The following is a 12,563-nucleotide window of genomic DNA, read 5'->3' on the forward strand; positions in this document are numbered from 1 at the left end:
AGGGTGTTGCGGCAACTCGGTCGACGTCAGATCCGTACGCATCTCAGCTCGAGGTGACGCCAGCCGCTGCCCTCGCCGCGTGGCAGTCTCGCGGTGAAGACCCATTCGCCGGTGTGGCGGTGGCGGGTGGAACTCGACAGCGTGCAGGTCATCGGGTCGCCCTCGGCGTCGCGCGCGACGAGCGGGATCATCCGCCGAGGACGTTGGCTTGGCATGGTGTCCGGGTCGACGATGGTGACGCTCCAATCGTCGGCGAAGGCCCGCGCCTGCTTCAGCTGGTGGGGGCTCGGTCCGGATCGCAGTAGCCACTCGAGCAGCCACGCGGTGACCAGCATCGGGAGGAACAGCAGCAGAGCGATCTGGAAATAGGATCGCGACGGTCCCGGCTTGTCCTGGGCGAATCTGTAGCAGCGAAACGCCTGGGTCGCGACGAACACGACGGCCAGGATGACGAGCCCGACCACCGTCGACCAGATATCGAAACCGACTGCGCGCCAGTCGGTGTAGACGGTGTAGGTGTTCGCCGTGGTGCCGGGGATACCCATGGAACCGTCCGCGCGCATCTGCCGCACCGCCGGATCCCCGGTCGCGCACAGCCCGGTGCGCTGCCAGCCGCCGGGCACTTCGCGATAGCACGCGCCGGTAATCCACCGCAGCGCGAAACAATGACCGGCCCACTGTAATTCGCCCTGCGCATCACAGGTCGAGGTGGACGACGCCGTCACCACGGCATTGCTGTTCACGCTGTTGTCGCAGGCGGCGGGAGTCGGTGCCTGAATCGTCTCACTCGGAATATCGCCGAACGCGGGCACATGCGCGCAGTCGCCGATCCGCATCGCCGACAACACCCGCGTCGGTGCGCCGGGATCGGACGTTCCGTACGGCGAGCAAGCGACCGACACACCCCCGCAGAGCAGCCCGCAAACCAGTACGGCCACCCGAGTCCACGCTCTCGACACCCGCTCATTTTGCCCGCCGCGGGGAGATCTTGCCCGGTGTTGTTTCGCTCCGTATATTCCTACTGGAATATTTGGTCTGGAACAGCGGCCTGCGCGTGGTGCGGGAGTGGAGGTGGTGTGGTGGGGCGGGGTGTGGCTTCGCCGTTGGCGATCGCGGTGCTCGCGTTGCTGGATGAGCGGCCTATGCATCCGTATGAGATGTATCAGCTGCTGGTGGCGCGGCGGGAGGATCTGCTGGTCAAGGTGCGGCCGGGGTCGCTGTATCACGCGGTGGCGCGGCTGGCCGATGAGGAGATGGTCGCGGCGGAGGGGACGGATCGGGCGGGGAACCGGCCCGAGCGCACGACCTACCGGATCACCGATTCCGGGCGCACCGCGCTGCGTGGGCGCATCGCCGAACTGCTGAGCACCCCGGTGCGCGAGTATCCGATCTTCCGGCTGGCGCTGGCCGAGGCGCACAGTCTGCCGCGCGAGGAGGTCGTCGCCCTGCTCGGCGAACGGGTCGCGCGCCTCGGGCACGAACTCGCCGATATCGAGATGCTGCTGGACTGGACCCGCGAGCGCGCCATGCCCCGCCGGTACTGCGTGGTCCTGGAATACATGCACGCCACCCTGCGCGCCGAACTCACCTGGATCGAAGGCTTCGCCGCCGAGCTCGGTGGCGGCGCTATCGAGTGGGAGGAGTTCGATCCGGCGACCGGTGCGCGCGTCATCGTCGACGCGGGCACCGAAAACGACTGGCCGGGACGAGAACCCGGCCCGCCCCGGCCGCGCTGGGCGGGTAGTCCCGCCCACGGCTGACCAGTTCATCTTTCGATAGGAACCACTGCGATGACAGACCGACGAAACCCCTGGCTGGCGCTGTTCGCGCTGGTGGTCGGGTTCTTCATGATCCTGCTGGACATGACGATCGTCGCGGTCGCCAATCCGGCGATCATGACCGAGCTCGACACCGACATCTCCAATGTCATCTGGGTCACCAGCGCCTACCTGCTCACCTACGCGGTGCCGCTGCTGGTCACCGGCCGCCTCGGCGACCGGTTCGGTCCGAAGAACATCTACCTGATCGGCCTGGCGGTCTTCACCGGCGCGTCGCTGTGGTGTGGTCTGTCGGGCAGCATCGGCATGCTGATCGCGGCGCGCGCGGCCCAGGGCATCGGCGCGGCGCTGATGACGCCGCAGACCATGGCCGTGATCACCCGTACGTTCCCGCCGGACAAGCGCGGCGCGGCCATGGGCCTGTGGGGCGGCGTGGCCGGGCTCGCGACGCTGGTCGGCCCGATCCTCGGTGGCGTGCTGGTCGACAATCTGGGCTGGGAGTGGATCTTCTTCGTCAATGTGCCGGTCGGCATCGTCGCGTTCGCGCTGGCCGTGTGGCTGGTGCCCGCGCTGCCCACCAGCGAGCACAAGTTCGACATCGTCGGCGTGGTGCTCAGCGGCGTCGGCATGCTGGCGCTGGTGTTCGGCATCCAGGAGGGCAACTCGCAGGACTGGTCGCTGCGGATCTGGCTGCTCATCGGCTTCGGCGTGGTCATGCTGGTGGTGTTCGTGCTCAACCAGGCCCGCAACACCGGCGAACCGCTGGTGCCGCTGAGCCTGTTCCGGGACCGCAATTTCGCGCTGTCGAACCTGGCGATCGCGGCCATGGGCGCGGCGGTCACCTCGCTGATGGTGCCCTCGTACTTCTATCTGCAGGCGGTGCGCGAGATGTCGCCGACCACCTCGGCGCTGGTCTTCGCCCCGATGGCGCTGGCCACCGGTTTCACCGCGCCGTTCATCGGCCGCATCTCCGACAAGCTGCCGCCGCGGCTGGTGCCGACCATCGGCTTCACCCTGTTCGCGGCCTCGGTGTTCGCCTTCGCCGCGCTCATGCGACCGGACTCCTCGATCGTCTGGTTCCTGCTCGCGGCCACCCTGGCGGGCTTCGCCAATGCCTGCATCTGGGCGCCGCTGGCCTCGGTCGCCACGCACAATCTGCCGGTCGCCCAGGCCGGTGCGGGCGCGGGCGTCTACAACACCACTCGCCAGGTCGGTTCGGTACTCGGCAGCGCGGCGATCAGCGCGCTGATCGCGGCCCGGCTCACCGCCAACGGTCTCGGCGGCGGCGGCCCGGTCGGCGAGGGCGCGGCCACCGGCCCGCTCCCGCCCCAGATCCTCGACGAGTTCAGCACCTCGCTGGGCCAGTCGATGATCCTGCCCGCCGCCATTCTGCTCATCGGCGTCGTCGCCTCGGCCCTGTTCGTCGGCCATACCGAGTCGGTGGCCACCAATCCCGAACTCGCGAAAGCCGACGCCGGAGTCTGATCCCCGGCCCGCCCGCCACACACGGTGCGGCGGGCGGGCCGTCACCGCACCAGATCGCTCAGCCGCTGCCAGTCGATCCGGCAGCGCACCAGCGACTCGACGATCGTCTCGCCCTCCGCGGGCTGAAGTTCGAGATGAGGCACGTACTGGCCGAGTACGTGATCGAGTACGAAGATCTTGATCATGCTGACGCTGTCGTCGGTGACCCACACCAGCCAGTACCACGGGATCCCCGCGAGGGCGTACTCCGTCTTCTTATCCGCGATGTCGACCTTTTCGGTGCCAGGGGAGACAACCTCGACCGCGATCTTCACCAGCGACGCGGGCAGCGGGCGCAGGTCATTCGGTGCGCAGTCGAACAGCGCGACATCGGGTCGGCGGATCGTCGCCCGGGGGAATTCCCACAGCACAACGTCGAAGTCCGTATCGACATCCAGGCAGCCGCCGTTCTGGCTGACGTGGGCCTCGGCCGCGGCTTCCAACAGGTCGGCGATTCGCCGTCCTGTCTTCTGATGCGCGCGGTTCGGTGCTTCGGCGCGAACGATATCGCCATTGACGACTTCGACCTGGCGGCAGTAGTCCTCCGGGAGTTCACGCCAGATCTCCAGGGTCACCGGCTCCGGCTGCAGGTTGTCGCTGGTCGCCCAGTCGAAGATGGCGGACACTCGGGCTCCTAGGTTGTGCTGAACTTGTGCACGAACATGCCCTATCTTGCCAGGAAAGTGGCAGGCCACTTCCGGAACCTGCGCTACCGCACCCCGATGGTGGGGGCGCCCGCGATCGTGAAGCCCGGCCGCGAAGTCGGCGCGAGGGGCCCGCGGGCCTGCGGCGGATTCGCACAGTCGCGTCGCGGACGGACAGGACCGCCACGGTCGGTAGTCTGCCCCGCATGACAGCTCGCACGCTTCCCCGATTCGTGGCCGCAGCTCTCCTGACCGCCGCGATTCCGCTGGTAACGCCTACCGCGCAGGCCACAGCGGCCCCCTGCGCCGAGATCGAGGTGGTCTTCGCCCGCGGCACCGCCGAGCCCGGCGGCGAACTCGGTCTCACCGGCACCTCGTTCGTCGAGGCGGTGCGCCTGAACTCCGGCGGCCGCACGGTCGGCGCGTACGGGGTGAACTACCCCGCCAGCGGCGATTTCACCGACCGGCTCGCCTTCGCCCGCACCGTCGTGCGCGGCATCGAGGACACCCAGCGCCGCGTCGAGGAGATCGCCGCGAACTGCCCCGGCACCCGCATCGTGCTGGGCGGCTACTCCCAGGGCGCGGCGGTGGCGGGCTTCGCCCTCGGCACCGGCGTCCCCGCGGGCGTCCCCGCCGAATACCACGCCGACCTGCCCGAGCCGCTGGCCCCCGAGATCGCCGACCACATCGCCGCGGTCGCCCTGTTCGGCAAACCCTCCGAGCGCTTCCTCACCGACGCGGGCGCCCCCGTCATCACCGTCGGCGCCCCCTACGCCGCCAAGACCATCGACCTGTGCATCCCCGCCGACAACATCTGCGACGGCTCCCCACTGGCCCAGCCCAACGCCGTCCACACCCTCTACGCCGTCAATGGAATGACCCTCACCGCAGCGGAATTCGCCGCCAAGCGCTACTGAAACACCAAACGGCCGGTCGCGCATACACTGCGCAACCGGCCGTTCGTTCACAACCCAACCAACACGGGTTCTCGGCCGCCTCGCGCCCGAGGAGCGAGACGTAACGGCGAAGCCGAAGTATCGCTTCTCGGGCGCGAGGCCCCAGGGGCCGAGAACCCCGCGGCGCCAGCCGCAAATGTCACGAGTAGATCTTGTCGACTTCGCTCGCGTACTGCTTCATGACGACGGCGCGCTTGAGCGACATCTTCGGGGTGAGCTCGCCACCCTCCTGGGTCCAGTCGACCGGGAGGATGCGGATCTTCTTGATCGCCTCGGCCTTGGAGACCTTCTTGTTGGTCTCGTCGACCGCCGCCTGCACCTCGGCGACCAGCGCCGGGTTCTCGATCAGCGACTCGATCGCGGTGTCGGCGGCGACGCCGTTGCGGTCCTTCCAGCCCGGCAGGGCCTCCGGGTCCAGGGTGATCAGGGCGCCGATGAACGGCTGCCCGTCACCGACGACCATGACCTGGCTGATCAGCGGGTGCGCGCGCAGGGAGTCCTCGAGCACGGCGGGGGAGACGTTCTTGCCGCCCGCGGTGACCAGGATTTCCTTCTTGCGGCCGGTGATGGTGACGAAGCCGTCGGCGTCGATGGCGCCCAGGTCGCCGGTCTTGAACCAGCCGTCGACGAAGGCTTCCTCGGTGGCCTCGGCGTTGCCCCAGTAGCCGTCGAACACCACGCCACCCTTGAGCAGCAGCTCGCCGTCCTCGGCGATCTTGGCCGCGTGGCCTTCGATCGGGCGGCCGACCGAGCCGACCCGGATCTGGTTCTTGGTGTTCACCGTGAACGCGGCGGTGGTCTCGGTCAGGCCGTAGCCTTCGTAGATCGTCACCCCTGCGCCGCGGAAGAAGTGGCCGAGGCGCGCGCCCAGCGGGCCGCCACCGGAGACGGCGGCGATGCACTCGCCACCCAGGGCCGCGCGCAGCTTGCTGTAGACGAGCTTGTCGAAGACGAAGTGCTTGAGCTTGAGCAGCAGGTCGGGGCCGCCCTTCTCCAGCGCCTCGCTGTAGGCGATGGCGGTCTCGGCCGCGGCGTCGAAGATCTTGCCCTTGCCGCCGTCGTGCGCCTTCTGCTTGGCCGAGTTGAAGACCTTCTCGAACACGCGCGGCACCGAGAGGATGAAGTTCGGCTGGAACTCGCCGAACTGCTCGACCAGGGTGGTCCAGTCCGAGGAGTGGCGGATGAGCACCTGCGAGTCGAAGGCGATCAGCGCGACCGCGCGGGCGAACACGTGCGCCAGCGGCAGGAACAGCAGGGTCTTCTGACCCGGCTTGACGAAGTCACCGAGGGCGACCTGGCCCGAACGCGACTCCGCGTAGAGGTTCGCGTGGGTCAGCTGCACGCCCTTGGGGCGGCCGGTGGTGCCCGAGGTGTAGATCAGGGTGGCGGGGGAGGCCGCGCCGACCTGCTTGCGGCGCTCGTGCACGACCGCGTCGTCGAGGTCGGCGCCACGCTTGGTGAGCTCCTCGACCGCGCCCTTGTCGATCTGCAGGGTCTCGGCCAGTGCGGGCAGCGCTCCGGCCTCGATCTCGTCGATGGTGCCGCGGTGCTTGTCGTTCTCGACGACGAGCAGCTTGGTCTCGGAGTCCTGCAGGATCCACTTGGCCTGCTCGGCGGCCGAGCTGTCGTAGATCGCGACGGTCACGCCACCGGCGGCCCAGATCGCGAAGTCGAGCAGCGTCCACTCGTACCGGGTGGCGGCCATGATGGCGACCCGGTCGCCCAGCTCGATGCCCGCGGCGATCAGGCCCTTGGCCACGCCGGTGACGGCCCGCTCGAACTGTGCCGCCGTGACGTCGTTCCAGCCGCCGCTGCCGTTCGGGACGTTGAACAAGACCGTGTTCGGCGTCTCCTCGGCGAAGCGGAAGACGTTGTCGGAATTGTTCGCATCGTCCGGGATGGTGTAGGAAGCCGGAACTTCGAACTCTCGCATCTGTGCCCTTCCAGTGGGTTCTACTCGCCAGTAATCTACGACACTCTCGGCCGGGTCGCGATATCGCCGCCCGAATTGCCCGTCACCAGGCTTTATCGTAAATCGTCTATCGATACCGGCTGAATTGCTTCTCGCAGGAACTCTGCGAGTTCGCTGAGTGCCTGCGCGGCCTCGGTGACCAGCGCGGCCTGCAGTTGCGCGACATGCCACAGGCCACGGGTTTCGCTGAAGCGGACGTGCACACCGGCCCCGCGCAGGGCCGAAACCAGCTGTTGGCACTGATCGTGTAACAGTTCGCTCACATCGACCTGCACGTAGGTGGGAGGCAGGCCGATCAGCTCACCGAGCAGGGGCGCGTAGCCCGCCTCGGTGACGGCGGCGTCGCCCAGATAGTGGGCGGCGCACGCCTGCGACCACGCCCGGTTGATCACCAGGTCGCGGTCGCGGGAGGGCACCTGGGTCGGGTCGACCCAGGGTGCGATCAGGCCCAGCGCGGCAGGCGCGATGCCGTGCCGGGCCAGCAGTCGCTGCGCCAGCGCCAGCGCCAGGCCGCCACCGGCCGAGTCACCCGCCACACAGATCTGCTCGGGCCGGTAGCCGACGTTCTCGACCAGGTCGAGGAACGCGGCCTCGGCGTCGTCGAGGCCGGCCGGGAACGGGTGCTCGGGGGCCAGCCGGTAGTCCAGCGAGTACACCGCGCAGGCGCTCTCCCTGGCCAGCTGGGCCACCAGCGAGCGGTGCGTGGCCAGCGAACCGACCACGTAGCCGCCGCCGTGCAGGTACAGGATCGCGCCCGCGGCGCGCTCCGGCGGGACCGCGTGGGTACGCGAACCCGGAATCGCGGTCTCAGCGATGACCCGCTCGGCCGGGCGGCCCCCCAGCCGCAGGCGCTGGACGATCGAACCGTCCGGCACCGGCTGCAGCAGGGAGACCGCGTCGAGCAGAGCGCGTTGCGCCGCGATCGGCAGGCGGGCGTGCAGGGTCACCCGGAAGACCGGGTCGAGCACCGCGCGCACGATCGGCAGCGGAATCTTGAACTCGCGCATGGGCGTTGTCCTGAGGTCAGTGCGGCATGAAGCGGCCGTTGACCACGGCCGAGATCCGGTTGTAGCCCGAGGCCAGGAAGCGCACGCTCACGTCGAGCACCTTCGCCTCCCAGCCGATCAGCACGCGCGCGTGACCCTTGCGCACACCCTCGGTGATGGTCTGCGCGGCCATCTCCGGGCTGTGGATCGCCAGGTACTTGTCGAACAGCGAGGCGGTGTTGGCGCCGTCGATGCCCTCGGCGTAGGTGGCGTTGCGGGCCACCGCGGTCTTGATGCCGCCGGGGTGCACGCAGGTCACCTTGACCGGCGCCTTGGAGATCTTCATCTCCTGGTAGAGCGCCTCGGTGAAGCCGCGCACGGCGAACTTGGCCGAGTTGTAGGCCGCCTGGCCGGGCACGGTGACCAGGCCGAACAGGCTGGAGACGTTGACGACGTGACCGTCGCCGGAGTCGATCAGCATCGGCAGGAACGCCTTGGTGCCGTTGACGACGCCCCAGAAATCGACATCCATGATGCGTTCGATGTCTTTGAAGTCGGTCTTGACCACGTCACCGTGGTAGGCGATACCGGCGTTGTTGTAGATCTGGTGCACGACGCCGAAGTGCGCCTTCACCGAGTCGGCGTAGAGCAGGAACGCCTCGCGCTCGGCGACATTGAGCCGGTCGGCCTTGACCTGCGCGCCCAGCGCCTCGGCCAGGCGCACGGTCTCGGCCAGGCCCTCGGCGTCGATGTCGGACAGCGCCAGCTTGGCGCCCCGGCGGGCCAGGTTCTCGGCCAGCGCGCGGCCGATGCCGGACCCGGCACCGGTGATCACACAGACCTTGTTCGTGAAGTAAGCATCTTTGCTCACTGTGCTGCCACCACTTTCAGTTCGGTGTCGGTGTCGATCGAGGAAGTCGTGTTGTAGGCCGCGACGTCGAAGTTCTTGGTCAGCCTACGGAACTGGAAGGTGAAGTCCGGCCACAATGTGGTGTTGTTGCCGTGCTTGTCCAGGTACCAGCTGGCGCAGCCGCCGTTCATCCAGACGCTGTCGGCCATCTTGTCCTGCAGCTCGGCGTTGTACACGCGCACGGCCTCGGGGCTGACCTCGACGGTCTTCAGTGCCTTGTTGTCGATGGTGGCCAGGGCGTCGGCCACGTAGTTGATCTGCGATTCGATCATGTACACCATCGAGGTGTGGCCAAGGCCCACGTTCGGGCCGAGCAGGAAGAACATGTTCGGGAAGTTCTCGATGGCCGAGCCCTTGTAGCCGCGCTGGCCGACCTCGTCGAACTGCTCGGCCAGGGTCTGCCCGGTCTTCCCGATGATGCCCTCGAAGGCGGGCGAGTCGGTGACGTGGAAGCCGGTGGCCACGATCAGCGCGTCGATCTCGCGCTCGGTGCCGTCCTTGGTGACGATCGAGCCCGCCTTCACCTCGGCGATACCGTTGGTGACGACCTCGACATTGTCGCGGTCGATGGCCGGGTAGTACTCGTTGGAGATCAGCATGCGCTTGCAGCCGATGCGGTAGTCCGGGGTGACCAGCGCGCGCTTGACCGGGTTGCGGACCTCGGCGAGCAGCTTGGCGCGCGAGATGGTCTCGAAGATCTTCATCAGCGCGGGGTACTTGGCCAGGCCGACGACCTGGGTCTCGCGGGCGGCGTAGATGGCCGCGCGGGACAGGCGCTGCACGCCCGGGATGTACTTGAACGCCAGGCGCTCGGGCAGCAGGTAGGGGCGGTCCATGCGCGGCAGCAGCCACGGCGCGGTGCGCTGGTAGAGGTCGAGGTGGGCGACCTTGCCCGCGATGGCGGGCACGATCTGGATGGCCGAGGCGCCGGTGCCGATCACGGCGACGCGCTTGCCGGTCAGGTCGACATCGTGATCCCAGCGGGCCGAGTGGAAGATGTCGCCGGAGAAGTCGTTGATGCCCTTGATATCCGGGAGCGAGGGCTCACAGAGCGCGCCCACCGCGGAGACGACGGTGTCGGCGGTGAAATCGCCCTTGCTGGTGGTGATGTCCCAGCGCGCGGTCTCGGCGTTCCATCGCATGCCGAGCACATCGCAGTCGAACAGGTGCTTGTCCAGCACATTGTTCTGCTCCGCGACGGTGCGGATGTAGGCCTGGATCTCGCCCTGCTTGGAGAACGAGCGCGACCAGTCCGGGTTCAGTGCGAAGGAGTACGAGTACAGGTGTGAGGGCACGTCGCAGGCGGCGCCGGGGTAGGTGTTGTCGCGCCAGGTGCCGCCGACATCGCTGCCGCGCTCGAGCACCAGGAAATCCTCGCGACCCTGCTGACGCAGGCGGATGGCCATGCCGAGGCCCGCGAACCCGCTGCCGACGATGATCGTCTTGATGTGGCGGGCAGCGCTGCGGTCGACGACTTTGTCTGTAACCTTGCGACTCATGTACAGCAGACTACGGTCTTATTGAGCCGGAGTCAACAGCTATTGAATGAAGTTCAGTAGCGCTACGATGGGCGCGTGACCATGAGGACTACCGGCGAGACCAAGCGCATCCGGCTCAGCCCCGAGGAACGTCGGCTGCAGCTGATCACCCTCGGCGCCGAGATGCTGGCAGGGCGCTCGCTCGAGGACATCTCGGTCGACGACATCGCCAAGCAGGCGGGCATCTCGCGCGGGCTGCTGTTCCACTACTTCGCGTCCAAGCAGGAATTCCACGAGGCCATCGCCCGGCACGTGATCGAGGAGTTCTACACCGCGATCGCCCCGAACCGGGAGCTGTCGCTGTTCGACATGCTGCGCGACTCGATCGAGCGCTTCGTCGACTACGTCACCGAGCACTCGGCGTCGTATCGCTCGGTACTGCGCGGCCCGGCCAGCATCACCCCGGAGATGTCGGGCTACGTCGACAGCACCCGCGCCACCATCGCCGACCTCATCGTCAGCGAACTACCGCTGCCCCCGACCGATCCGGATCTGGCCCGGCTCACCCTCGCCATTCGCGGCTGGATCGCCTTCGTCGAGGAAACGATTCTGACCTGGATGCTCGAAAAGCCGGTCAGCCGTGAGCAGTTGGTGGACCTGCTGGTGGAATCGCTGCCCGCGCTGGCCTTGAGCCCGGCGCTGATCGCGGCGCTACAGAGCTGAGGTGTCGGCGCGGATTGTCGCTGAGCGCTGAATCGTCGGTACTGATCGCCGCTCCGATGCCGCGCGGTGTATGCGGACCTGGCGACGAAGCCGACCGACCGCACGGCGCCCGCGGCGGCGAGTGTCAGCGTGGGCCGCCGCTGAGCCGAGCGCTCAGTTGCCGCTGAGCACGTGCCCCGGGCGCCGTGCCGCAGCTTGGGGATCAGCGCGTCGCTGCTCGGCGGGCCAGTAGCTGGATTGTCAGTACGCCCACGCAGGCGGCCACTGCGACCACCACGAGCACCGTGATCGACGGCGAGTTCCAGAAGACCAGGACCAGCGCCGCCAGGCCCACGACGGCCCAGCTCGCCATGCCCGGTCGGCGGCCCGCGGCCGCCCAGCCTGCCGCGATGCGCGCCCGTACCGCCCGCGCCGGTCGCGACGGCCCCATCAGCAGCGTGAACAGCACCAGGACGGCTCCGTAGGCGGCGACCGCGCGCAGCTTGCCGCGCACCGGATCGGTGACGGTGTCGAACAGCAGGCGCGCGACCTCGGGGCTCAGCGGCACCGCGGAGAGATAGAAGTGGCGGCCGAGCGCGAGCGCCACCGCGAGCAGCGCCATGGCGGCGATCAGGATGGCGCCGTGCAGGGCGACCGCGCGGCGGCGGGTGCCCGGCGGGGCGATCGCGATCGCGGCCACGGCCAGCAGCAGCGCGAGCACCGGCAGGGCGGTGGCGGCCCGGTCGAGCAGTCGGGTCGCGCGCTGGGCCTGCGCGACCCGTTCGTCCTGGAAGACGACCACTTCCGCGTGCGCCGTGCGCGATTCGGGGACCTCCACCCCGCGCTCGCTCAGCCGCTGCCGCACCGCGTCCACCACCTGGTCGAGCGGGACGCGCACGGTGCCGTCCTCGTCGACCTCGAGCGGGCCGGACCCGGTGAGCACCCCACTCACCGCGGTGTGCGCGCCACGATTGGCCGAGGTCCACAGTTCGGCGAAGCGCTCGCTGCGCACCACCGATTCGGTGGTCTCGCGCACCAGGTTGTCGAGTTCGGCGCGCACCAGGGCGGGCAGGGCGCGCAGGGCGGCCCGCAGGCGGGGTGAGTCGGCGGCGGTCTCGTCATCGGTGAGCGCGGCGGCGAGGTCGTCGGCCAGGGCGGTGTCGTCGAGGCGGGTCAGGATCGCGGCGCTGACCTGGTCGGTCACCGTGTCCTGGATGGCCGGTTCGGTGGCCAGCGGGGCCACGATGGCGACGTAGCGGTCGGTGTCGAGCAGATCCGAGTGCACGTAGCGGGCCGCGACCCCGGCGAGCACCAGCAGGCCGGTGAGCAGCAGGAGCACGACGGTGACGGTGAACCGGAACCGGCTCGCCCTCGGGGTGTGCTGCGCGTCCATCGGCCCTCCTCGGCGGAAGTGCTGGATGGGCTCAGAATACGACCGCGCGCGATGATCGCCGCCGCCCCCGGCCGGGCGGGCGCGTTGCGGGATCGAGACCGTTGTCCCGGCTAACGGACCGGGCCCCGCGCACGACATACGGGCACGGGGCGAGCACGTCTTTCCACACCCGGCAAGACCTCAAAACTGTTGTGCCCCTTGGTGATTCGTATACCGAATC

The 12,563-nt window shown here is 68.6% G+C and carries 11 protein-coding genes; 4 read left to right on the forward strand and 7 right to left on the reverse strand.

What is annotated here, in order from left to right; translation table 11 throughout:
- Positions 1-26: 26 nt before the first annotated feature.
- Positions 27-836 (reverse strand): hypothetical protein, encoded by an 810-nt coding sequence (locus WA675_RS18335; RefSeq protein ID WP_336085810.1) that lies wholly within the window; start codon positions 834-836, stop codon positions 27-29.
- A 279-nt stretch (positions 837-1,115) separates the two neighbouring features.
- On the opposite strand from WA675_RS18335, the gene WA675_RS18340 reads away from it, so the two are divergent.
- Positions 1,116-1,760, forward strand: a complete 645-nt coding sequence (locus tag WA675_RS18340; RefSeq protein WP_336085920.1) for a PadR family transcriptional regulator — start codon at positions 1,116-1,118, stop codon at positions 1,758-1,760.
- Positions 1,761-1,790: 30 nt separating this feature from the next.
- Positions 1,791-3,263, forward strand: coding sequence for a DHA2 family efflux MFS transporter permease subunit (locus tag WA675_RS18345; RefSeq protein WP_336085812.1), 1,473 nt, complete (start codon positions 1,791-1,793; stop codon positions 3,261-3,263).
- A 41-nt stretch (positions 3,264-3,304) separates the two neighbouring features.
- On the opposite strand, the gene WA675_RS18350 is transcribed toward WA675_RS18345, so the two are convergent.
- A complete protein-coding gene (locus WA675_RS18350; RefSeq protein WP_336085813.1) occupies positions 3,305-3,877 on the reverse strand; it encodes a Uma2 family endonuclease in 573 nt (190 codons plus the stop codon).
- A 275-nt stretch (positions 3,878-4,152) separates the two neighbouring features.
- Between WA675_RS18350 and WA675_RS18355 the strand changes: the two genes are divergently transcribed.
- On the forward strand, positions 4,153-4,863 hold the full coding sequence (locus WA675_RS18355; protein ID WP_336085814.1) for a cutinase family protein: 711 nt from the start codon (positions 4,153-4,155) through the stop codon (positions 4,861-4,863).
- Positions 4,864-5,041: 178 nt separating this feature from the next.
- On the opposite strand, the gene WA675_RS18360 is transcribed toward WA675_RS18355, so the two are convergent.
- The 4 genes from WA675_RS18360 to WA675_RS18375 form a co-directional block, all read right to left on the reverse strand.
- The gene (locus WA675_RS18360) at positions 5,042-6,835 is read right to left on the reverse strand and encodes an AMP-dependent synthetase/ligase (protein WP_336085815.1); all 1,794 of its coding nucleotides are present in this window, start codon (positions 6,833-6,835) and stop codon (positions 5,042-5,044) included.
- A gap of 92 nt (positions 6,836-6,927) precedes the next feature.
- Positions 6,928-7,881 (reverse strand): alpha/beta hydrolase, encoded by a 954-nt coding sequence (locus WA675_RS18365; RefSeq protein ID WP_336085816.1) that lies wholly within the window; start codon positions 7,879-7,881, stop codon positions 6,928-6,930.
- A gap of 16 nt (positions 7,882-7,897) precedes the next feature.
- On the reverse strand, positions 7,898-8,731 hold the full coding sequence (locus WA675_RS18370) for an SDR family NAD(P)-dependent oxidoreductase (RefSeq protein WP_336085817.1): 834 nt from the start codon (positions 8,729-8,731) through the stop codon (positions 7,898-7,900).
- Positions 8,728-10,269: a flavin-containing monooxygenase gene (locus WA675_RS18375; protein WP_336085818.1), complete on the reverse strand. Its 1,542-nt coding sequence runs from the start codon at positions 10,267-10,269 to the stop codon at positions 8,728-8,730. The genes WA675_RS18370 and WA675_RS18375 overlap by 4 nt, the downstream gene beginning before the upstream one ends.
- Before the next feature lie 81 nt (positions 10,270-10,350).
- Here WA675_RS18375 and WA675_RS18380 point away from each other — a divergent pair, with 81 nt between their 5' ends.
- On the forward strand, positions 10,351-10,971 hold the full coding sequence (locus WA675_RS18380; protein WP_336085921.1) for a TetR/AcrR family transcriptional regulator: 621 nt from the start codon (positions 10,351-10,353) through the stop codon (positions 10,969-10,971).
- 202 nt (positions 10,972-11,173) lie between these two features.
- Here the strand turns inward: WA675_RS18380 and WA675_RS18385 are convergent, their stop codons facing one another.
- Complete coding sequence (locus WA675_RS18385; protein ID WP_336085819.1) at positions 11,174-12,343, reverse strand: hypothetical protein; 1,170 nt, start codon at positions 12,341-12,343, stop codon at positions 11,174-11,176.
- Positions 12,344-12,563 lie beyond the last annotated feature (220 nt).

The organism is Nocardia sp. SSK8 (assembly GCF_037034205.1).
In the GTDB taxonomy this organism is placed as follows: domain Bacteria; phylum Actinomycetota; class Actinomycetes; order Mycobacteriales; family Mycobacteriaceae; genus Nocardia.

Excerpts from the sequence above, each read along its gene's own strand:
- WA675_RS18335 (WP_336085810.1), bottom strand. The coding sequence starts at position 836 with ATGCGGATCGGCGACTGCGCGCATGTGCCCGCGTTCGGCGATATTCCG.
- WA675_RS18345 (WP_336085812.1), top strand. The coding sequence starts at position 1,791 with ATGACAGACCGACGAAACCCCTGGCTGGCGCTGTTCGCGCTGGTGGTC.
- WA675_RS18355 (WP_336085814.1), top strand. The coding sequence starts at position 4,153 with ATGACAGCTCGCACGCTTCCCCGATTCGTGGCCGCAGCTCTCCTGACC.
- WA675_RS18360 (WP_336085815.1), bottom strand. The coding sequence starts at position 6,835 with ATGCGAGAGTTCGAAGTTCCGGCTTCCTACACCATCCCGGACGATGCG.
- WA675_RS18365 (WP_336085816.1), bottom strand. The coding sequence starts at position 7,881 with ATGCGCGAGTTCAAGATTCCGCTGCCGATCGTGCGCGCGGTGCTCGAC.
- WA675_RS18375 (WP_336085818.1), bottom strand. The coding sequence starts at position 10,269 with ATGAGTCGCAAGGTTACAGACAAAGTCGTCGACCGCAGCGCTGCCCGC.
- WA675_RS18380 (WP_336085921.1), top strand. The coding sequence starts at position 10,351 with ATGAGGACTACCGGCGAGACCAAGCGCATCCGGCTCAGCCCCGAGGAA.
- WA675_RS18385 (WP_336085819.1), bottom strand. The coding sequence starts at position 12,343 with ATGGACGCGCAGCACACCCCGAGGGCGAGCCGGTTCCGGTTCACCGTC.